19 protein-coding genes are annotated in these 21,429 nt (G+C 65.2%); 8 read left to right on the top strand and 11 right to left on the bottom strand.

The window, feature by feature from the left end:
• The first annotated feature begins 150 nt into the window (after nt 1-150).
• Both YUA_RS0127995 and YUA_RS0127990 read left to right on the top strand, forming a co-directional pair.
• Nucleotides 151-1,017 (top strand): S1C family serine protease, encoded by an 867-nt coding sequence (locus YUA_RS0127995; protein ID WP_027533675.1) that lies wholly within the window; start codon nt 151-153, stop codon nt 1,015-1,017.
• Nucleotides 1,014-1,385, top strand: a complete 372-nt coding sequence (locus tag YUA_RS0127990; protein WP_027533674.1) for a response regulator transcription factor — start codon at nt 1,014-1,016, stop codon at nt 1,383-1,385. The genes YUA_RS0127995 and YUA_RS0127990 overlap by 4 nt, the downstream gene beginning before the upstream one ends.
• On the opposite strand, the gene YUA_RS0127985 is transcribed toward YUA_RS0127990, so the two are convergent.
• The 4 genes from YUA_RS0127985 to YUA_RS0127970 all read right to left on the bottom strand — a co-directional run bounded on the left by YUA_RS0127985 (nt 1,380) and on the right by YUA_RS0127970 (nt 6,401).
• Nucleotides 1,380-2,450, bottom strand: coding sequence for a HAMP domain-containing sensor histidine kinase (locus YUA_RS0127985; protein WP_027533673.1), 1,071 nt, complete (start codon nt 2,448-2,450; stop codon nt 1,380-1,382). The genes YUA_RS0127990 and YUA_RS0127985 overlap by 6 nt on opposite strands.
• Complete coding sequence (locus YUA_RS0127980) at nt 2,437-3,129, bottom strand: response regulator transcription factor (protein WP_027533672.1); 693 nt, start codon at nt 3,127-3,129, stop codon at nt 2,437-2,439. The genes YUA_RS0127985 and YUA_RS0127980 overlap by 14 nt, the downstream gene beginning before the upstream one ends.
• Nucleotides 3,130-3,227: 98 nt before the next feature.
• A complete protein-coding gene (locus YUA_RS48790; RefSeq protein WP_084292914.1) occupies nt 3,228-3,764 on the bottom strand; it encodes a hypothetical protein in 537 nt (178 codons plus the stop codon).
• Nucleotides 3,765-4,061: 297 nt separating this feature from the next.
• Entirely contained in the window at nt 4,062-6,401 is a 2,340-nt protein-coding gene (locus YUA_RS0127970; RefSeq protein WP_027533670.1) for a Tex family protein, read from the bottom strand.
• 1,293 nt (nt 6,402-7,694) lie between these two features.
• On the opposite strand from YUA_RS0127970, the gene YUA_RS0127965 reads away from it, so the two are divergent.
• Both YUA_RS0127965 and YUA_RS0127960 read left to right on the top strand, forming a co-directional pair.
• Nucleotides 7,695-8,798, top strand: coding sequence for a ring-opening amidohydrolase (locus YUA_RS0127965; protein WP_027533669.1), 1,104 nt, complete (start codon nt 7,695-7,697; stop codon nt 8,796-8,798).
• Nucleotides 8,799-8,907: 109 nt separating this feature from the next.
• The gene (locus YUA_RS0127960; protein WP_027533668.1) at nt 8,908-10,377 is read left to right on the top strand and encodes an amidase; all 1,470 of its coding nucleotides are present in this window, start codon (nt 8,908-8,910) and stop codon (nt 10,375-10,377) included.
• Nucleotides 10,378-10,383: 6 nt separating this feature from the next.
• Here YUA_RS0127960 and YUA_RS0127955 read toward each other — a convergent pair whose 3' ends face one another.
• Nucleotides 10,384-11,604, bottom strand: a complete 1,221-nt coding sequence (locus YUA_RS0127955) for an LON peptidase substrate-binding domain-containing protein (protein WP_027533667.1) — start codon at nt 11,602-11,604, stop codon at nt 10,384-10,386.
• Between the two features lie 176 nt (nt 11,605-11,780).
• A complete protein-coding gene (locus YUA_RS0127950; protein WP_027533666.1) occupies nt 11,781-12,098 on the bottom strand; it encodes a hypothetical protein in 318 nt (105 codons plus the stop codon).
• 135 nt (nt 12,099-12,233) lie between these two features.
• Between YUA_RS0127950 and YUA_RS0127945 the strand changes: the two genes are divergently transcribed.
• Together YUA_RS0127945 and YUA_RS0127940 are read left to right on the top strand one after the other, a co-directional pair.
• Complete coding sequence (locus YUA_RS0127945; RefSeq protein WP_027533665.1) at nt 12,234-13,142, top strand: PaaI family thioesterase; 909 nt, start codon at nt 12,234-12,236, stop codon at nt 13,140-13,142.
• 66 nt (nt 13,143-13,208) lie between these two features.
• A complete protein-coding gene (locus YUA_RS0127940) occupies nt 13,209-13,574 on the top strand; it encodes a hypothetical protein (RefSeq protein ID WP_027533664.1) in 366 nt (121 codons plus the stop codon).
• A 57-nt stretch (nt 13,575-13,631) separates the two neighbouring features.
• Here the strand turns inward: YUA_RS0127940 and poxB are convergent, their stop codons facing one another.
• From poxB to YUA_RS0127925, 3 genes are all read right to left on the bottom strand, one after another.
• Nucleotides 13,632-15,368: a ubiquinone-dependent pyruvate dehydrogenase gene (gene poxB, locus YUA_RS0127935; RefSeq protein WP_027533663.1), complete on the bottom strand. Its 1,737-nt coding sequence runs from the start codon at nt 15,366-15,368 to the stop codon at nt 13,632-13,634.
• 80 nt (nt 15,369-15,448) lie between these two features.
• Nucleotides 15,449-16,081, bottom strand: a complete 633-nt coding sequence (locus YUA_RS0127930) for a 2-dehydro-3-deoxy-6-phosphogalactonate aldolase (protein ID WP_027533662.1) — start codon at nt 16,079-16,081, stop codon at nt 15,449-15,451.
• Nucleotides 16,078-17,010, bottom strand: coding sequence for a 2-dehydro-3-deoxygalactonokinase (locus YUA_RS0127925; protein ID WP_027533661.1), 933 nt, complete (start codon nt 17,008-17,010; stop codon nt 16,078-16,080). Before YUA_RS0127925 ends, YUA_RS0127930 begins: the two co-directional genes overlap by 4 nt.
• Before the next feature lie 220 nt (nt 17,011-17,230).
• On the opposite strand from YUA_RS0127925, the gene YUA_RS0127920 reads away from it, so the two are divergent.
• Both YUA_RS0127920 and YUA_RS0127915 read left to right on the top strand, forming a co-directional pair.
• On the top strand, nt 17,231-18,328 hold the full coding sequence (locus YUA_RS0127920; RefSeq protein WP_027533660.1) for an LLM class flavin-dependent oxidoreductase: 1,098 nt from the start codon (nt 17,231-17,233) through the stop codon (nt 18,326-18,328).
• Nucleotides 18,329-18,385: 57 nt separating this feature from the next.
• Nucleotides 18,386-18,955 carry a flavin reductase family protein gene (locus tag YUA_RS0127915; RefSeq protein ID WP_027533659.1) on the top strand — a complete coding sequence of 190 codons (570 nt, stop codon included), beginning with the start codon at nt 18,386-18,388 and terminating at the stop codon, nt 18,953-18,955.
• Nucleotides 18,956-18,982: 27 nt separating this feature from the next.
• On the opposite strand, the gene YUA_RS0127910 is transcribed toward YUA_RS0127915, so the two are convergent.
• Together YUA_RS0127910 and YUA_RS0127905 are read right to left on the bottom strand one after the other, a co-directional pair.
• Nucleotides 18,983-20,407 (bottom strand): FAD-binding protein, encoded by a 1,425-nt coding sequence (locus YUA_RS0127910; RefSeq protein ID WP_027533658.1) that lies wholly within the window; start codon nt 20,405-20,407, stop codon nt 18,983-18,985.
• 133 nt (nt 20,408-20,540) lie between these two features.
• Nucleotides 20,541-21,428, bottom strand: a complete 888-nt coding sequence (locus YUA_RS0127905; protein WP_027533657.1) for a LysR family transcriptional regulator — start codon at nt 21,426-21,428, stop codon at nt 20,541-20,543.
• Nucleotide 21,429 lies beyond the last annotated feature (1 nt).

Below are 21,429 nucleotides of genomic sequence, written 5' to 3'. Positions count from 1 at the left end.
GTACGGCGCAATTTCGGGATTGCTACACGTTCCCGTGAGCGGCTCCCAATCACATGTTCGTCGGCTGTGGCCTTGGGAGGACTGGCCACCCGGCCAGTTTCGCAATGGCCCGCGACATCCCAGATTGTGGGCAACTTACAGGAGCTTTCCATGACCGACTTCACTCCTCTCACCTCACTGTCGTCCGCGCTCGCGGACGTCGTGGCGCGCATCACGCCGTCCCTCGTCTCCGTGCATTCGCACCGTTCCCGCTCGACCGGCTTCGTCTGGAAGCCCGGCCTGATCGTGACCGCCGACGAGGCGCTGGCCGACGAGGGCGATGTCCAGATCGCCCTCCCCGACGGCAGCACGATCGCTGCCACGATCGTCGGCCGCGACCACACGACCGACATCGCATTGGTTCGCGCGGACACCAGCATCGCCCCGGTCAAGCTCGCCGCCACAGTCCCTGCCCTCGGCACGCTGTCGGTCGTGGTCGCCACCAATCGCGATGCACAGAGTGCGGCGCTGGGGATGGTGTCGGTCTCCGGGAAGGGCTGGCGCTCCTTGCGCGGCGGCGAGATCGATGCGCGGATCGAGCTCGATGTTCGCCTGCGTCCGAGCCAGGAGGGCGGCCTTGCCCTCGATGCCTCGGGCGAAGCCTTCGGCATGGCCGTGCTCGGCCCGCGGCGCGTGCTGGTGATCCCGACGGCGACGATCGAGCGCGTCGCGGCCCAGCTTGAGACGCGCGGCCGCATCGCGCGCGGCTATCTTGGGCTCGGGTTGCAGCCGCTGCGGCTTGACGACGGCATCGGTGCGATGGTGATGAATGTCGACAAGGCAGGTCCGGCGGCCACGGCCGGTATCCGCCAGGGTGACGTGATCGTGGCGGTCAATGACCAAAAACTCTCCGGCGTGCGTGCGCTATTGCGAACACTGGGACCCGCGAGCGTCGGCCAGGTGGTCGATGTCGCGGTCCGCCGTGGTGGCGAACCGGCGAGCTTCAAGGTCACGATCGGCGAGAGGCCGGAGGCGTGAGCGAGGACAACGCACGCGAGATTGTGTTGTCCCTTGAGGTCGACGATCCCGCGCTGGCCGATCGCCTCGCGACGCTGCTCGGCAGTGTCGCGGGGCTTCGCCTTGCCGCGCCCGGCGAGACGGCCACGGCGAGCGTCGTCGCCCGCGATCCGCGCATCATGCCCGACGACATCGCGCTGACACAGCGCGAGCTCGACGTGCTGGCGCTGATGGCGGAAGGCGCCTCCAACAAAATGATCGCGCGCCAGCTCAATATCTCCGTGCATACCGTGAAATTCCATGTCGGCTCGCTGCTCGACAAGCTGGATGCCACCGGCCGCACCGATGCAGTGGCGCATGCGGCGCGCCGCGGCGTGATCGAGCTATAGCGCGATCGGGAAGCTGAGCTGGACCGTCAGGCCCGGCGCATTGTCATGCAGCGCGATCTCGGCGCCATGGAGCCGCGACACCGCCGCGACCAGGCTCAGGCCCAGGCCGTTGCCCGGCGTATAACGGCTCTGCTCGAGCCGGTAGAAGCGCTTGAACACGTGATCGTGCTGATCGTCCGCGATGCCCGGACCATCATCGGCGATGGCGATCGTCGCGCCACCGCCCGCATTGCGGCAGGTCACGGTGACCTTTCCACCGGGGCGGCCGTGCTTGATCGCGTTATCGACGAGATTGGCGATGGCATCGAACAGCAGATCGCGATCGCCGGTCACGGCGACCTCGCGGTCGCCACCGAGGCTCAGGCGCGTCGCGACCTGCTCGGCGGCAGCGTCGTAGAGCTCGACGACTTCGCCGGCGATCTCGGCAAGGTTGAGCGCGCGAAACGCGCTCCTGCGGGCGCGGGTCTCGATCTCCGAGATCCGCGTGATGGAGGCGAACATGCCGAGCACCGCATCGAGGTCGGCGATGGTGTCGCCGATCAGCGACGCATCGGCTTCACTGTCGCGCTCGTGGTGATAGGCCTTTTCCAGCCGGCCACGCATGCGCGTCAGCGGCGTGCGCAGATCGTGGGCGACATTGTCGCTGACCTGCTTGACCTCACCCATCAGCGTCTCGATCCGATCAAGCATCTGGTTGAGGTTTTCGGCGACGCGGTCCCATTCATCGTGGCTGCCGCGCAAGGGAATGCGCCGGTCGAGGCCGGACAGCATGATGGCGCGGCTGGTGGCGTTGATCTCCTCGATCCGCCCGACCGTGCGCCGCGTCACCAGCACGGCGGCGAGGCCTGCCAACACCAAGAGCAACACGGCGACCGCGATCATCGCGAGCTCGAGCATCGCAGTGAAGCCGCCGTGGTCGCCGACATCGCCGACCCGGCTCTGCACATAAGCAAGTGTGCCGAAATAGACGTACGCCATGATCGCTGCGACGATCACGCCGAAGATCGCGATCGCGATCAGCGCCAGGCGGAAGGTCGAGGAACGAAGCGTGTTAGCCAGGAGCACGGAGGCAATATCCGATGCCGCGGATGGTGTGGATCAATGGATAGGCCTGGGCATCATCGACCTTGCGGCGGACGCGTCCGACATAGACGTCGATGATATTGGTGGAGGGATCGAAATGCAGATCCCAGACATGCTGGAGCAGCATCGCGCGGGAGACGACGCGGCCCTCGTTGCGGACGAGATATTCGAGCAGCTGGAATTCGCGCGGCAGCAGCGGAATCTTGCGGCCGCGGCGGCTGGCACTGCGCGTGATCAAATCGACGGCGAGATCGCCGACGCGCAAAATGGTTTCCTTGGCGATGGTCTCGCTGCGGCGGCCAAGCGCCTCAAGGCGTGCGAGCAATTCGACGAAGGAGAACGGTTTGACGAGATAATCGTCGCCGCCGGCGCGCAGGCCGCGCACGCGGTCGTCGACCTCGCCGAGCGCGGAGATGATCAGGAAGGGCGAGGCAACGCCATCATCACGCATCTGCCGCATCACGGTGATGCCGTCGATATCGGGCAGCATGCGGTCGATGGTGATCACGGCATAGTCGCGGGCGACGCCATGGCTGAGGGCTTCACGCCCGGTGGCTGCGAGATCGACGTCATAGCCCGAGGTCGTCAGCTCTTCGACGAGCTGGCCTGCGGTTTCCGGATCGTCCTCGACGACCAGGATGCGGCGGTGGCCTCCAGTCATGACAAACTCCGCGCGAACGATCGCCACCAGACTATCCCGTTCCGGGGCTGAGCGGAACCACCCGGTGGCGATCGCGACAATGGTGCGGTCCGGCGATGCTAGTACCAAGCGTCCCCGCACACATTGACCCATTGCCACCCATAAGGCGTCAAGCTCCTGCGCCAACAGCCATCGTCGTAATAGTTGGCATAGTAGGGCGCGCCGAAGACTGCGAAACGACGGAAATGATGGTGGCGGAAGAAGAAGGCATGCCGGCCGATGAACGGCCTGCCATGCCAGCCGCCGCCGGCGAAACGCGGCCCGATCGCCGCATGCGCGAAGCGCGCGCCGCCGAAGGCCGGTCGACCAAAGCCTGGTCCACCGACATGGGCGAAGTGCGCGCCGCCGCCCATGCCACCGACATGCATGCCGCCACCGAAGCCGCCCGCGTGCATGCCGCCGCCTCCGAAGTGGCCACCACCGCCGAAGCCGCCGCCGTGCATCCCGCCGCCACCACCGAAATGCCCGCCACCGCCAAAGCCGCCACCGCCGTGACCGCCGCCTCCGCCACCACCTCTGGCGAGAACGGGCGATGCGAGTGCCAGTGCCGCGACGACGGCCGCCGCGGCAAGGCGAGTGAGACGCCTGTTGTTCATCGGAAACCCTCCATGCAGCGCGGCAATATGTGCCGCGCAGAGAGGATCAGATGAGGAGAAGGCGCCCTCTCCTTCAACTTACAAATGCGCCAGATTCTGACGCCGGAGTTAGGGAGGCGCTGCTCTTTCACTCCCTCTCCCGCTTGCGGGAGAGGGCTGGGGTGAGGGTGCCTCCGCAATCGAGAACCCCGCCGTGGACATAACCCTCACCCGCCGCGCTCTTTGAGCGCGTCGACCTCTCCCGCAAGCGGGAGAGGTGCAGTCGCACTAGCCGCCAGACATTCGTCTCCAATCGGCTTACGCCCGCTTGCCGCCGTTCTTTTCGGCTGCGCGGCGCATCGCCTCGGCAAGCGCGCCGCCGCCACCGCTGGAAGATTCCTGCTTGCGCGGGGCCGCCGACGTCATGCGGTTGGTGTTGCGCGTGTTGTCGCGCTGCATGCCGGGCGCGTCCTTCTTGGCGCCGACCTCGTCGTCGAGACGGAGCGTCAATGAGATGCGCTTGCGGGCGACCTCGAAGTCCAGCACCTTCACCTTGACGATGTCGCCGGGCTTCACCACCTCGCGCGGATCCTTGATGTAGGTCTTCGACATCGCCGAGATGTGCACGAGGCCGTCCTGGTGCACGCCGATGTCAACGAAGGCGCCGAACGCGGCGACGTTGGTCACGGTGCCCTCGAGGATCATGCCCTTCTGGAGATGCTTGATCTCCTCGACGCCCTCCTTGAACACCGCGGCCTTGAACGCCGGACGCGGGTCGCGACCGGGCTTTTCCAGCTCGCGCAGAATGTCGGTGACGGTCGGCAGACCGAAGGTCTCGTCCACGAAATCCTTCGGCTTCAGTGTGCGAACGATCTCGCTGCTGCCGATCAGCGCCTTGATGTCGCTCTTGGTGGCGCTGAGAATCCGGCGCACCACCGGATAGGCTTCGGGATGCACGCCGGAGGCGTCGAGCGGATCCTCGCCGCCGAGGATGCGCAGGAAGCCGGCGCACTGCTCGAATGCCTTGGGCCCGAGCCGCGGCACCTCCTTGAGCGCCTTGCGCGACTTGAACGGGCCGTTGGCGTCACGATGCGCCACGATGCTCTGCGCCAGACCGGAGCCGACGCCCGACACACGGGCCAGCAGCGGCGCGGACGCCGTGTTGACGTCGACGCCGACCGCGTTCACGCAATCTTCGACCACCGCATCGAGCGATTTGGCAAGCTTGGCCTGGCCGAGATCATGCTGATACTGGCCGACGCCGATCGCCTTAGGCTCGATCTTGACGAGCTCGGCAAGCGGATCCTGCAGACGACGGGCGATCGAGACCGCGCCACGCAGGGTGACATCGAGGCCCGGCAACTCCTCCGAAGCGAAAGCCGACGCCGAATAGACCGACGCGCCGGCCTCCGACACCACGATCTTGGACATTTTCAGCTCAGCGAGGCCCTTGACGAGATCGCCTGCGAGCTTGTCGGTCTCGCGCGAGGCGGTGCCGTTGCCGATCGCGATCAGCTCGACGCGATGCTTCATCGCGAGCCTGCCGAGGGTCGCGAGCGACTCGTTCCATTGACGCTGCGGCTCGTGCGGATAGATCACGGCGGTGTCGACCACCTTGCCGGTCGCGTCAGTCACGGCAACCTTGACGCCGGTGCGGTAGCCGGGATCGAGCCCCATGGTCGCGCGGGTACCGGCAGGCGCGGCCAGCAGGAGATCACGCAGGTTCGAAGCGAACACGCGCACGGCTTCGGTCTCGGCCGCGTTCCACAGCCGCATGCGCAGGTCGATATTCAGATGCACCTGGATCTTGGTGCGCCAGGCCCAGCGCACGGTGTCGATCAGCCAGCGATCGCCGGCGCGCTTGAGGTCGGCGATGCCGAACCGCTTCATGATCTTCAGCTCGTAGGCGCCGGGCACACCGGCAGGGGGCACTTCGGCTTCGGCCTGGATCTGGAGATCGAGGATCTCTTCCTTCTCGCCGCGGAACATCGCGAGGATGCGATGCGACGGCAGCTTGGTCAGCGGCTCGGAGAACTCGAAATAGTCGGCGAATTTTTCGCCCTCGGTCTTCTTGCCGTCGCGCACCTTGGAGGCCATGCGCGCATTGGTCCACATCTCCTCGCGCAACACACCGATCAGATCGGCGTCCTCGTCAAAACGTTCGACCAGGATGGCGCGGGCACCGTCGAGCGCAGCCGTGGCATCCGCGACGCCCTTCTCGGCGTTGATGAAGCCTTCGGCCACGACCTTCGGATCATTGCCGGGCTCAGCCATCAGCTGATTGGCGAGCGGCTCGAGGCCGGCCTCCTTGGCGATCTCGGCTTTGGTGCGGCGCTTCGGCTTGAACGGCAGATAGATGTCTTCGAGACGGGCCTTGCTGTCGGCGGCGAGAATGGAGGCTTCGAGTGCCGCGTCGAGCTTACCTTGCTCGCGGACTGATTCGAGGATCGCCTTGCGGCGGTCTTCGAGCTCGCGCAGGTAAACCAGGCGCTCCTCCAGGGTACGCAATTGCGCGTCGTCGAGCGCACCGGTCGCTTCCTTGCGGTAGCGTGCGATGAAGGGAACCGTGGCGCCGCCGTCGAGCAGCGTCACCGTCGCCTCGACCTGCTCCGCCCGTACCCCAAGCTCCTGCGCAATTTTCTGGTTGATATTTGCCACGCGAGAATCCCTCTATATCCAAGCACGCGACGCAAACCGAAATCCGGCCGCGGGACGCCGCTTATGGACCAACCGAGGTTGATTCAGCAAGGTGCGGCGCGCAACCGTCGACAGAGGATTTTTTGTGGGGCCGATGCGATCTCGCCACAATCGTGGGGATGTCGGCGGATCCGGGGGCACGAGAGTGAGGTTCGGCGCATATTCCCTCCACGTCGTCATTACGAGCGCAGCGAAGCAATCCAGACTGTCGCCGCGGAGAGATTCTGGATTGCTTCGTCGCAAGGGCTCCTCGCCAAGGGCTCCTCGCAATGACGGAGCAAGGAGCGATGCCATGGTAATCCAACGCCCTTATCCACTGTCGAGACAGGTTCAGACACACCTTCGCACTCTCGCGGCTTGTTCCGCCCGAGTTTTGCTCTCCTCATCACGCCCTCGACAGAAAGGGCGCAGGGAAGGCCGGGTGCCGGCTGGCACCCACGGTCCGCTGTGCGCATGTAGCGCAAAAAGAACTGCACAGCGGCATACAGGTGTAGCCGAACACACGGCCTTCCCTGCGCGATGGTTGGACGGCTTATGCCGTGCTCTCCCGGGAGCCGAATTCCTTCTGGCCTCCCTCGCGCCTGCGAAATTCGCCGACACCGCGCCGGTTGGCGCCAATGCCGCATTCGCAAAGAGCTTGACCGTAGCGACGACGGCCAGGACCACACGGTTTTGCCGTACGCAAGCTTCCGACTTCGCCNAAAGGCTTCGCCGGACATGCCCCGCTTAGCCCAAGGGCCTGGCAGGCATTNAGCGCCGTTCGTNCAACGCGGCTTGCAAGCGGCTCACGGGGCTCGGCTCAATCCACTGCCCCACCCTGCCACNCACATCCGCGACGGCGCCGCTCAGCGTCCACCGCAACCCGATCCGCGGCTCGTGACGACGTACGACCGCCCCTTTTCGCCGGATCAGGATGGGCGATACATACGACAAATCCGAATTTCGGTAAAGTGGAATATTTTTACAAGAGCCGGTTGACCCATCGATGGCGTGTTTCGCCCGGCGGGCGACGCAAAGTCTTGTCTTCTCTCGCAGTCCGTCATCCTGAGGTGCGAGGCATGGGACGCAACCCGTCCCATGGGGAGCCTCGAAGGATGAGCGGCCCGGATGCAGCCGGGCCGTCGCCCTTCGAGGCTCGCCGAAGGGGCGAGCACCTCAGGATGACGGTCGGAGGTAAGCGCTTGTGGCTTGACAGACGCATCGCTTCCACGGCTGTTTGACTTGCCGGACCACCGAACTCCACGAGGACCATCTATGCGGACAACATCGGTCGGCGTCTTCAAGATCGCCACCAAGGGCCCCGGCGACGTGTCCGGCCTCATGAGCCTGATCGTTACAGGCGCGATCGATCCGGCCTCCATCCTGGCGATCCTCGGCAAGACCGAGGGCAATGGCGGCGTCAATGATTTCACCCGGGAATATGCCGTTGCCGCGCTGTGCACGGCGTTGGCGCCAAAACTTGATCTGGCGCCGCATGAAGTCGAGCAGCGCATCGCTTTCGTGATGTCGGGCGGGACCGAGGGCGTGCTCAGCCCGCACATCACGGTGTTCACGCGCCAGCAGGTTGCGAAGCCGCCGGCCGGCATCTCCGGCAAGCGCCTGAGCATCGGCATGGCGCAGACACGGGATTTCCTGCCCGAGGAGCTCGGCCGCTCGGCGCAGATCACCGAGACCGCGACGGCTGCGAAGGCCGCGATGGAAGATGCCGGCATAACTGACCCAACTGATGTCCATTTCGTCCAGATCAAGTGCCCGCTGCTGACCAGCGACCGTGTCGAGGCAGCAGCCGCGCGCGGCAGCAAGACGGCGACGATCAGCGCCTACAGCTCGATGGCCTATTCGCGCGGCGCCTCCGCGCTCGGGGTGGCGGTCGCGCTCGGCGAGGTCGGCTCCGACATCCGCGATGACGACGTGCTGCGACGCTACGATCTGTTCTCGAAGGTCGCCTCGACCTCATCCGGCATCGAGCTGATGCACAACGTCGTCATCGTGCTCGGCAATTCGGAAGGCTCAGCGAGCGAATTCAAGATCGGGCATGCCGTGATGAGCGACGCGATCGACGCGCTGGCGGTGGTGTCGGCACTGAGCGGCGTTGGGCTTGGCGCGCAGGCGAAAGCAGGCCGCGAGCTCGTCAACATCTTTGCCAAGGCCGAGGCCTCGCCAAACGGCACCGTGCGCGGCTTCCGCCACACCATGCTGGAAGACACCGATATCAGCTCGACACGCCATGCCCGCGCGGCGGTCGGCGGCTTGATTGCCGGCCTCGCCGGCACCAGCGCAGTCTACGTCTCCGGCGGCGCCGAGCATCAGGGGCCGGCCGGCGGTGGGCCGGTTGCGGTGATCGCAAGGCTGCTCTAAAGCGCCACGACCTCTCCGCCCGGCGCAACCCTGCCCCTCGCGCCGGCTCAGTTGATTCACGCGGGCCCTTGCGAAAAAGGTGACGCCGCATCTCAAGGGATTTGACTTCATGACTTTGCCGATGAGCTGGAACGAATGGGCGCAGCACGATGGCGTCGCCCTTGCGGCTCGCGTCCGCAAGGGCGAGCTGACGGCGAAGGAACTGGCACGTCAGGCCGCAGCCGCCGTCGCCAAGGTCAATCCGACGCTGTCAGGCGTGGTCGAGCTGTTCGATGACGTGATCGCCGATCCCGCCAAGGACGGCGCCAATCTCGCCGGTCCGTTCGCCGGCCTGCCCTTCCTGATGAAGGATCTGGGTCCGACCATGAAGGGCCGGCTCCAGGAAATGGGTTCGCTGCTGATGCGCGATAATCGCGCCGCCGCCGATACATTCCTGACCGGAAAATTCCGCCAGGCGGGGCTCAACCTGATCGGACGCACCACGACGCCGGAATTCGGCGTGTGCAGCTCGGCCGACAATCCCGCCGTCTACGTCACCCGCAATCCCTGGAATACCGATTACACCACCTGCGGCTCGTCGGCGGGCAGCGCCGCGATGGTCGCGGCCGGCGTGGTGCCGATCGCACACGCGACCGATGGCGGCGGCTCGATCCGCATTCCCGCCGGCGTCAACGGCAATATCGGCTTGAAGGTCTCGCGTGGCGTATTCTCGCTTGCGCCGCACATGTCTGATCTCACCGGCCTCGTCTCGATCCAGGGCTGCCAGTCGCGCACGGTGCGCGATACCGCGGCTTTCGTCGACCATGCCCGCGGACCCGCGCCCGGCGAGTTCATGCCGTTCTGGACCACGGCGCAGCCGTATTCCGAGATGATCAAGCGCGATCCGTCAAAGCTGCGCATCGCGCTGTCGCACACCTGGGGCGACTACACCGCGACGCCAGAGATCGCAGCCGAGCTGGAGAAGACCGGCCGCTTCCTCGAAGGCCTCGGCCACCATGTCGACTACGCGCTACCCGAGCTCGATTTCCCCGCCGCGTTCGAGGCGCAGACCACCTGCTACATCTCGAATTTTGCCGTCGTGATCTCCAACATGCTCGCTGCGCGCGGGCTGGAAAAGCCGCCGGAAGATCTGATCGAGCCCATGAACATCGGGATCTGGGAAGCCGGACGTCACACGAGCTTCGCCGAGCGCGCGAAGATGCAGGGCGTGTTCAACACGACATCACGCGGCTTCGGTGCGTTCTTCGAGCAGTGGGACGTGATCCTGACGCCGATCACGGCGCTGCCGACGCCGAAGGTCGGGACGAAGGAATATCTCACCATCTCTGACAATCCTGATGTGCTGGACTGGTTCGGCAATCTCTGGCGCTTTTTCGCGTTCACGCCGCTCGCCAACCTCTGCGGCATGCCGGCGATCTCGATGCCGATGGCCGCGCAAGAGCACGGCCTGCCGCTCGGCATCCAGGCCATCGCGAAGCAGGCCAACGACGGCCTGCTGTTGCAACTCGCCGCGCAGATCGAGCGCGCGCTCGAGGGCAAGTGGAACGGCGGCAGGAAGCCGAAGGTGCATGTCGGCTAGGCTCGACTAAGCGCCCTTGCCAACGCCGCGCGCGATCGCCTTGTCAGCACGCCCGCGCGAAACGCCATGCTCCGCGAGCAGGCGCGCCGCGGGGCTTCGCGTTTCGGCAAACAAGGCGACCAGCGCATTGGCACCGGTCACCGCGGCATGGCCCACCTCCTGGGCGTGGAGTGCGGCGCGCTGATCGACGCGCTTGAATGCCGGCGTAGGCTCGGCACTTCCGGTCTCGGTCACGGTGTGCTTGAGCTCGTTGTCGAGATATTGCACGAGGCCCTGCCTCAGGTTGCCGAAATCGGCGTCGCAGGCACGCATCACGGCGGATGCTTCCGCATCATCGACCAGCGCGAGCAGAAAATGCTCGAGCGTCGCGTATTGGTGGTGACGCCGCTCGGCGTGTTCGAGCGCATGCCGCTTCGTGGCTGCGTAATTTGCCGACACCGGACGCTGCGACACATCGAGCAGCGCCTCGATCCGCTCGAGCCGTTTCATGGGATCGAGCGTTGCCAATAACTCGTACTTGTCTTTGATGGGCAACTTCATTCGCGTGGCGACGGTATCGGCGATCTGTCCGGGATCTCGCGTTTGATCGAAGAACAGCCAGATGTCCGGCACAAGGATCCCGTGCGCCGCCGTGTAATCCTGGAAGCGCTGATAGATACTTCGGATCAGATCCCGGGCATCGCGGACCGCTACTTCGCTGACGTCAGTTGCCTCGGCCTGATACGCGGCTGATTCAACGGCAAAGCTGCGCAGCGCGACGCGCCGAAGCCCGCGCGTCAGCACCCTGAATGTGCCATCGGCGAGTGGCTCGAGTTCGAGGAGCTGGGCCACGATGCCGATCTCGTAGACGTCGGAGAATCGGGGATCATCGACGGCCGCCTCGCGCTGGACTGCCAGCACGACCTCCCGTCCACCTTCAAACGCCTGGTGCAGGGCCTGGAGGGTGCGCTCGCGGCCCACAAACATCGGGTAAGTCGCATTCGGAAATGGAACGAGATCACGCAGCGGAGCGGCCGGGTAGAACGCCGTCGTCTTGAGCTTCGCAATCGGTGCAGCCGTGTCACGCCGTTCGGCGTGAAGCAGCGCCGACAATGTGTTCCAGTCAGCAACGCCCAACATCCTCGACACCAGTTCGAGGCTCTCGCTGTGGCTGATAGTGACGGCCTTGGTGGTCAGGGATTCGCGCAGGGTCTGCGCCATAGCCTTGGCATCGCGAAAATCGCGCATCGGTTCGTCCTCTGCATGAGCGATCCAGGAGTGTCAGGTGGTTGCGTTGCTGACCCGGTCGCTCGGGCAAAGGGAGGCCGATCAGGGCTCGATACGTTCACCGTCCACGGAGGGCGCAACCGGCAGGTCGTATCAACCTGCACGAAAAGTGACGTAAAGCCGGGTGGCTGTCAATCTCAGTTCTTCACCGTCGGGATTGCTTCTTCCGCCTGCTGCTGTCCGAGCTTGAGCATCGCGAGCGCCTTGTCGAGCGCTTCGCGCAAGGCCAGCGCCGCGGCCGGGCTGCAGCGCAGATGGGCGGTCTGGACCACGTCGACCCTGACGGCCGCGCCGACCGGCATCAGCAGGTTCGCTGCGAGCTCGATCTGGATCGCACCGTTGTGATGGCCGAAGCAGGATGCGCCGTCGAAATAGATGATCGGCGCCCGCTCGGAACTGGAGCTCGAAATGGTGACGGGCCCCTGGTTGGCGGCGGGTGTTTCGGGGTCAGCCATGGGATACTCCTCGCGGGCAATGAACGAGCGCCCACCATCGTTGCTTCGGCGGGCTCTGTCGAGGCCAAACCGGCCGTGTGCGGCGACACATGCGGGGGTTTTGCGCGGCGCGCGACACTGGTCTAGAACATCGTCATGCCTAACTCATCGCCCACGCTGCCGTTTGAGGAACTCGCCGAGGCCATCAAGGGCCGCCGTTCCGATTACGGCCATATCAGCGGGCTCCAGCTCGACCGGTTCGCACCGGGCGAGGCCTGGTCGAGCCTGCCCTACCGCCCCGTCTTCGTCGGCGACACCGAGACCGGCGTGCTGCATGGCGGCGTCGTCACTGCGATGCTGGACGAGAGCTGCGGCATGGCAGTTCAACTTGCGCTCGACGGCACCAGCGCAATCGCGACGCTCGATTTGCGCATCGACTACCAGAAGCCGGCGACGCCAGGCCTCGCCATCAAGGCGCATTCGGTCTGCTACCGCACCACCCGCTCGATCGCCTTCGTGCGCTCGACGGCTTACCAGGAGTCCGAGGACGATCCGGTGGCGACCGCCACCGCCTGCTTCATGATCGGCGCCAACCGCACCAACATGCTTGCGGACCGCAGGATCGATTCGCGCAGCATTCCGACGCTGGAAGCGCCGCAGGATCCGGACGGCCCGTTCGCCAACAGCCCGTTTGCGCGCTGCCTCGGCATTCGCGTCAACGACGACGGCACGCTGACGATGCCGTTCTCACCAAAGATCATCGGCAACCCGATCCTGCCCGCGATCCATGGCGGCATGACTGGCGCCTTCCTCGAGACATCAGCGATTCTCGGCGTGCGGCGCGAGCTCGGGATCGCCGCGCTGCCGAAGCCGATCGGGTTGACCGTCAACTATCTGCGGTCCGGCCGCGCTCTCGATACCGTTGCCAATGTCTCGATCGTGAAGCAGGGCCGGCGTATCGTCGCCTTCGAGGCGCGGGCCTGGCAGGACGATCAGGACAAGCCGATCGCCTCCGCTTTCGGCCATTTCATGCTGCGCCCGACGCCCGGGAACGACGAGGAATAGGCGTATTTTACTTGACGGAACGGGCTTGGGACTCAACCATACCGCATTCCGACGAAAGGTATTCGGTTGCGGCATCCGATCGACATCATCGCCATGTTTGCCGCGCTTTGGCTGCTGGCGTCGATGGTGCTCGACGCGCTGACGCCGAAGGAGCTGACGGCGGTCATGATCGCTATTGCGATCGGGCCCGCCGTGGTCGTCACCGCCGTGTTCTACTATCTGCGCTGCCCGCGGACGGATTTCGCTGTCATCTTCGCGGCGCTCTGGCTGATCTCCGACATCGCCATCGCTTTCATCTCGCCAAAGGAACTGCCGCACTTCCTGATCGTGCTCGGCTTCTTGCCGGCGGCGCTGATCGGCATCGTGCTGCACTGGCAGCGCTTCCAGCGCCGCCATGAGCGGCTGCCATTACCGTCGGCGAAGCGTGGCTAGCGAGCTGGTACACCTCTCCCCAGCGGGGAGAGGTGTACCAGACCGCGTCACCCGAAATCAACGCGGCAGCAGGTTCGTCTTCGCGAGGTCGATAACCGCGTCGCCGCGGCCACTCATCACCGCGCGCAGCACCCACAAGCTGAAGCCCTTGACCTGTTCGGCCGTGATGGTCGGCGGCATCGACAGCTCCTGCTTGGCGGTGACGACGTCGAGCAGCGCCGGGCCATTGTGGGCCAGCATCTCCTTCATCGCGCCCGGAAGCTCGCCGGGATCCTCGACGCGCTTGGCAAAGATGCCCATCGCGCGCGCCATCGCGGCGAAGTCAGGATTCTCCAGATCGACATTGGTGTCGACGAAGCCGGCCGCTTTCATCTCCAGCGCGACGAAGCCGAGCACGCCGTTGTTGAAGATGACCACCTTCACCGGCAGCTTCATCTGCGTCAGCGTGATCAGATCGCCCATCAGCATGGTGAAGCCGCCATCGCCCGATAGCGAGATCACCTGGCGGCCGGGCTGCGAGGCCTGCGCGCCGATCGCCTGCGGCATGGCGTTGGCCATCGAGCCGTGCACGAAAGAGCCGATCAGCCGGCGGCGACCGTTCATCTCAAGATAGCGCGCGGCCCACACCGTGGGCGTGCCGACGTCGGCGGTGAAAACGGCATCGTCCGAGGCGTGGTCGCTGATGACCTTTGCGAGATATTGCGGATGGATCGGCCTGCTGCCCGGTGTACCCTTGGCGAGCGTGTCGAGGCCTTCGCGCGCCTTCTTGTAATGCGCGACGGCATCGTCGAGATGCTTGCGCTGGGTCTTGGTCTTGAGCAGCGGCAGCAGCGCCTCGATGGTCAGCTTGACGTCGCCGACGAGGCCGAGATCGATCGTGCAGCGCCGGCCGAGATTTTCCGGACGGATATCGATCTGCGCCACCTTCGCATCATCAGGGAAGAACTGCTTGTAGGGAAAATCCGTGCCGAGCATCACCAGCGCGTCGCAGGCATGCATGGCAGCGTAGCCGGAGGAAAAGCCGATAAAGCCGGTCATGCCGACGTCGTAGGGGTTATTGTATTCGACGTGCTCCTTGCCGCCGAGCGCATGTACGATCGGGCTTTTCAGGGCTTCGGCGAGTTGCATCAGCGGCGCATGCGCGCCGGCGCAGCCGCGGCCGCAGAACAGCGTGATGCGCTCGGCACCGTTGAGGAGATCCGCAAGCGCCTTCAGCTCATCGGCCTGCGGCACGACCTTGGGTGCCGCGAGCGCAAGTCCGCGCGTCGTCGACAACGCGCGCTTCGGCGGGCTGCGGAACGCGACATCGCCGGGCATGGCGACGACGGCGACGCCGCGCAGACCCACCGCTGCGCGGATCGCATTCTCCAGCACGAAGGGAAGCTGGCTCGGATCCGAGATCATCTCGCAATAATGGCTGCATTCGCGGAACAGATTTTGCGGATGGGTTTCCTGAAAATAGCCGCCGCCGATCTCGGCCGAGGGGATTTGCGCCGCGATCGCCAGCACCGGCACGCGGCTGCGATGTGCGTCGAACAGGCCGTTGATCAGATGCAGATTGCCAGGCCCACAGGAGCCCGCACACACGGCGAGGCTTCCCGTCATCTCGGCTTCGCCGGCAGCGGCGAAGGCCGCGACCTCCTCGTGGCGGACGTGCACCCATTCGATGGTGCCGCGGCGGCGCAGCGCCTCTGTGATCGCGTTCAGGCTGTCGCCAACAATGCCATAGATGCGCTTGACGCCGGCCTGTTCGAGCGTTGCCACGAACAGATCGGCTATGTTGTTGATCGCCATGTCGGTCTCCTGATCTCGCTGATGCAGCAAGATAGGATAACGCGCGACCGTGACGGCATCACGGCTTGTTTATTGGCGGCTCAGTCTTTCACAATCGCCCGATCATAGGCGTCGATTGTCGCCTTCGCGCGCGCGGCGACATCGGCGGCCGACATGCCGGGCTTGTAGAGGCTGGAGCCGAGCCCGAACGCGGTGACGCCGCCCTTGATGTACTCGGCAAAATTCTGGTCGGAGACGCCGCCAACGGCGGCGATCATCACGCCGGCCGGCAGAATGGCGCGGATCGCGGCAATACCGGACGCGCCGAGCACGCTCGCCGGAAAGAATTTGAGGCCGGATGCGCCGGAGCGCGCCGCGAGCAGCGCCTCGGTCGGCGAGAACACGCCAGGCAGCGTCACCATGCCGTGTTGATGCGCACGCGCCAGAACTTCGGGATCGACATTCGGCGAGACCATCAGCTTGCCGCCGACATCGTTGAGACGATCGACATCTGGCGTGGTCAGAACCGTGCCGGCGCCGATCAGCACGCCGGCCGGCGCGAGCTTCGCGGCCGTTCCGATCGAGCGGAACGGATCGGGCGAGTTCAACGGAATTTCGATCGCGGTCATGCCGGCCTCGATCAGAACTCCGACGATGGCCTCGGTCTCCTCCGGCTTGACGCCGCGCAGGATTGCGACCAGGGGCCGCTTCATCGGCGGAAAGGGAACGCTCATCTCAAGATTCCTTCTTGCTTCGTCCAGATCGCCGCAGCCGCCATCGACAGGCCGTGGCGCACCGCTTCATCGGCATCGATCGGGTTCACGTCGACCTTCAGCGCGTCGAAGGCAAGCCGGTACAGAGCCGCCAGCCGTCCCGAGGCGATCAGCGTGATGCCGGCCTTTGGCACGGTGCCGGAAAGGCCCGCCGCAAGCTCGACCCCGATCAACGTGCCCGACAGCGTCTCACGTGCTGCGGCTGGCGTGCCGCCAAACAGCAGTTGCCGCGACCGCGCGCCGAACAGGAGATTGGCCGCGAAGGCCGGCGCCTCGAACGCGGCTTTCGCCGCGGCCTTGAAGCTCGCGACATCCTCGACCTCATCGGCGCCGGCGACTGCGAGCGACAAAATCGTCTCGCGCGACACGACACTGAAAAGCTCGCCGGTCATGAACGTCGAGAAATGCGCGACCGTGCCGTCCTTCACCCGCACCCATTTCGAATGGGTGCCGGGCATGCAGACCAGCGCCTCGCCGGCGGCATCGAGACCGAGTGCGCCGAGCAATTGCGTCTCCTCGCCACGCATCACGTCCGGCGCGGCTGTGTCGCGCTGCGCGATACCAGGCAGGATGCGAATGTCTCGCGCCTCGCCCGGCACGCGGGCGGCCTGCTTCAGAACGGCCGAGAGCGGCGCGGGCGTGTCGACATAGCCGGCCTCGACCCAGCCGGTGCGGGCGCCGGCCATACCGCAGACCAGAACAGGTAGATGATCCGGCGCGCTGACGGCGGTGAGGTGCGATTGCAGCACGCCAGGGAAGCCGGCCTTGGCCGCCGCCAGCATGCCCTCATCGCTGCGGCGCTCGGTCAGCACGTGGCCAGTGCGATCGACCAGCCAGAGCCGAAAGCTGCTGGTGCCCCAGTCCACCGCGACAAAAGCGGGTTCGGTCATTTCGAATCGTATCCTTAAGTCTCACCGCCAAGACGCCGTCTCGCGACAATGAGACGGACGCTTGGCAAATCTGCCCCGGGATATCGGCTATCGCGGCCCCAAACCAGCCTTTTCTCGCGGGTCTGGGGGCGGGGGCGCGCTGGCACACCGCTTGCTGAAGCTATCCTGCTCACGCCCGTGAACCGCGCAGCAAGACGCGTCAACATCAGATGAGGAATCCATGGAGATCGGCTATTTCACGATGCCTTCGCACCCGCCGGAGTGCGGCCTGAAGGAAGGACATGACTGGGACTTGCAAGTCATGCGCTGGCTTGACGAGCTCGGTTATCAGGAGGCTTGGGTCGGCGAGCACCACACCGCGCCCTGGGAACCCAATCCCACGCCGGACCTGCTGATCGCGCAGGCCTTGATGCAGACCAAGAACATTCGCATCGGACCGGGCGGTTTCCTGCTGCCCTATCACCACCCGGCCGAGCTCGCCAACCGTGTCGCGATGCTGGACCATCTCTCCGAGGGCCGGCTCAATTTCGGCGTCGCGGCCTCGGGCTTGCCGAGCGACTGGGCGATGTTCAACGTCGACGGGATGAGCGGCCAGAACCGCGACATGACCCGCGAAGCGCTGGAGATCATCCTGAAGCTTTGGTCCGATCCCGCGCCTTTCACCTACAAGGGCAAGTTCTGGACGGTGACCAAGCCGGACACGATGTTCGACTTCCTCAAGCCGCACATCAAGCCGCTGCAGGCGCCGCATCCGCCGATCGGCGTTGCCGGGCTGTCGAAGAATTCGGACACCCTCAAACTCGCGGGCGAGCGCGGCTTCATCCCGATGAGCCTCAACCTCAACCCCGCTTATGTCGGCAGCCATTGGGATTCGGTCGAGATCGGCGCCGCCAAGACCGGGCGCAAGCCGAACCGCGCGGATTGGCGGCTGGTGCGCGAGGTCTTCGTCGCCGACACCGACGAGGAGGCCTGGAAGCTCTCGACCGGCGACATGATGGGCCGGATGATGAGCGAGTACTTCCTGCCGCTGCTCGGCCATTTCGGCTTCAAGGACTATCTGAAGCACGCGCCCGACGTGCCCGATAGCGACGTCACCGTCGAATATTGCGCCAAGCGGAACTGGATCGTCGGCTCGCCGGCAACGGTCACCGAGAAGATCGAGAAGATCTATGACGAGGTCGGCGGCTTCGGCGTGCTGCTGGTGTTCGGCTTCGACTACAAGCACAAGGCCGAGGCCTGGCACCACTCGCTCTCGCTGCTCAAGAACGAGGTGATGCCGCGCTTGAAGCATCTCGGCTCCGCGAAGAAGGCAGCTTGACCGGAGGCGGGTGCGGCGCGATTCTGCCGCACCCGCTTCTATTTCGGAGATTTCCGCGTGACGGTCGACGCCAATCCTTTCGACGCGAAGCATTTCAAGCAGGCGATGCGCCAATGCGCCGGCGCGGTCGCGCTGGTGACGGTCGGCGCCGAGCACGGCAAGCGCACGGGCCTCACGGTGACCTCGGCCTGCTCGCTGTCGGATAATCCGCCCTCGCTGATCGTCTGCGTCAACCGCAACGCCAGCGCGCACGCCCGCATCCGCGAGGAAGGCGCCTTCGCAATCAACTTCCTGCACGAGGATCACGCGCTGCTGGCGCTGACCTTCAGTGGCCAGAAGGGCGTCAACGGCGACGATCGCTTTGCGTTCGGCCAGTGGACGCGCGGCGAGACCGGCGCCCCGGTGCTGACGGATGCCGTCGCCGCGTTCGATTGCGTGCTGGCGCAGGAATTCGAGACCAGGACACATTCGATCTTCGTCGGCGAGGTGCGCTACGTGTCACATTCCGACGGAGCCGCGCCGCTGGTCTATCTGCGCAGCAGCTTCCACACACCTCACGAGATCCGCGAGACCGTTTCAGTCGGCGATCTCGATTCGCGGCATCTGAGCTGGACGGATTTTTCGTAAGCATCCAGCCGCTCGCATTCCGACGATCTAGAACAGATCGTACCCGGGTGTGAGGATGCCGCCCGGATCGTGACGGCGCCTGGCTTCGCCCAGCAACGACCATCTCGCGCCAAAATGATCCGCCCAATCCTGTGACGACATGGCAAGCGCACTCACCGGGTATAGCATCCCGCCTGCGCCGCGAATGCGATCGTAGACCGCACGATTGCGTACGACCTGCCTGTCCGCATTCGCCGTCTCCGCCGATGCCGGGATGCGGATGAGATTGAAGGGAAACACAACGCGTTCGTCCGGCAGCCGAAGCAGGGGCGTACGGCACCCGTCAGTGAACATCGGATAGTAGGTGATCCGTCCGAACGGGCCAAGGTCATCGCTGCTCTGCCCGGCAATGACATCGCTTGCGATCTGAAGCGCGTTGCTGCCGGGCAAATAGGTCAGGAGCCAGGGATGCGGATTGAACCATTGGCCATTCGATCGCAGAAGCTTTTCGAGCTTGGCAAATGCGTTGGCGTCGTCGCCAAAGCCGAGGTCGGAGACGATCTCGCGCTTGTCAGCCAAGTCCGCAAGCAAAGCCTTGTCGTCGGGAGGCATGTTGCTGTCGTAGAAGACGCCCGCTTCCAGTTGATAGCGCCAGCCGCCGGCGCCGTCGGGCACGACGGCCCCCTGCAACTGATCGAAGCGCGCCTCGTCCAGAACGCGCCCTTGATCGGCAGTCAGCGAGGCAAGATCGGGATAAGACAGCTGAAAGCGGCGAACCCGTTCGGGTGCGCGCATAAGCCGAAGCGTCGCTCTGGTGATGAGCGCGCATTGCGCAAGGCCGGCCCGAACGGCATCAAAGAGTTCGGCATGCGAGGTCGGCGAGCAGGTCAGCTCCGCGCCTTCGCCGGTGACCACATCAAGTTCCAGAACCTGGTCCGTCTGGAGGCCGTGCCGGGACGAAGACCCGCCGATGCCCCCGACGGCGAGCGTGCCGCCGACAGACAGTTCGAGGTAGTTCGTCAAGACCGGTGGAACGAGCCCTTTGGCCAGGGTCGCATCCACCACCTTGTGCCAGGTCGCACCGGCATCGACCACGACACGATCCGGCTCGATCCGATGGATTGTGGCCAGCGCGCCAAGATCCATCACGATGCCGTCTTCGGCCATGGCCCGGCCGTAGGTTGCGTGGCCCTGCCCGCGTGCCGCAACCCTCAACCCTTGTTCCCTTGCCCAGCGCAGGATGTCGGCGACCTCGCCGCTCGTCGCGGGCTTGCAGACGGCCCGAGGCTGCCTGTGCACGATGTGGCCGAAATCCTGCGCGGCCACCGCGCGGGATTCTGCGTCGTCCGCGAGCAAGGCCTTGGGCGACCGCAGGTCGCGCGAGCCCGGCGACTGTCCGGCGAAGGTGGCGGAAGCAAACGTCGCGGTGACGCCGACGCCGGCGTGCAAGAGTGTACGTCGATTGGGAGTCATGGGTGCAGTCCTTTGCGCCGCGCTCGGCGGATATGCCCCCGCCTCAAGCTGCGATCGACTCTACGCCGGGACAACGGGCGTGCCGCGGGATAGACATTCCCGCCAATCGGTAGAATGCGTTCCCGGGCCTCGCTCAAAGCCGCTCGTGCTTCAGCCTCTCCGCCAGGAGGTCGACGAAGAAGTGCGTCTTGGCCGGCGGTATCGCGCTTGGTGGAAACACGGCGCGGACGGGCGTTCGCGGTGCCTCAAAATCCTCGAGCACGATTTCGAGAGTTTCCTGATCGACGAGATCGCGGATCTGCCAGAACGGACCATATCCGATGCCGATGCCATGACGGGCGGCGGCATGCGCGGCCGTGGTGTTGTCGGTGCGAAAGCGGCCATTCACCGGCACGGTGGTCAGGCGGCCCCCGATCTGAAACCGCCATATGTCGGCTTCGCCCCGGCCGGTCCTGCGCAGGATGCATTGATGACTGACGAGATCATTGGGGTGAAGGGGACGGCCGTGGCGCGCGAAGTAGGCGGGTGCGCCGTAGGCAACCGTGCGTAACTCTCCGAGCCGCCGGGTCTTGAGCGAGGAGTCCGGCAATTCCCTGATCCGGACGGCGAGATCGAAGCCACCACCGACGACGTCGACCGGCCAGTCGGATATATTGACGTCGGCCTCGATCTGCGGAAAGCGCGCCATGAACTCGGCGATGGCAGGCACCACGTGAGTCGACCCGAACAGGACGGGGGCGGCGACCCTCAGGAGTCCCGATGGCTCGACGCGCCGGTTTGCCGCCTCGAGGCGCGCTTCGTTGATTTCCGCAAAAGCCGGCTTGACGCGACGATAGAAGGCCAATCCCGCTTCAGTCGCCACCGATTGCCTCGTGGTTCGCCGGACCAGTTCGACACCGACGCTCCGTTCCAGCGCAGCCAACGCGCGATTCACCGATTGTAGCGACCGGTCCAATTGTCGCGCGGCGGCCGTCTGGCTGCCGGCTTCAATGACGGCCAAAAAGACTTCGATCTCCTCCATC

Origin of the sequence: Bradyrhizobium sp. WSM3983 (assembly GCF_000473045.1) — a bacterium.
Lineage (GTDB): Bacteria > Pseudomonadota > Alphaproteobacteria > Rhizobiales > Xanthobacteraceae > Bradyrhizobium.
The sequence above is the reverse complement of the archived record's forward strand: the minus strand, read 5'-3'. Positions and strand labels throughout refer to the sequence as shown.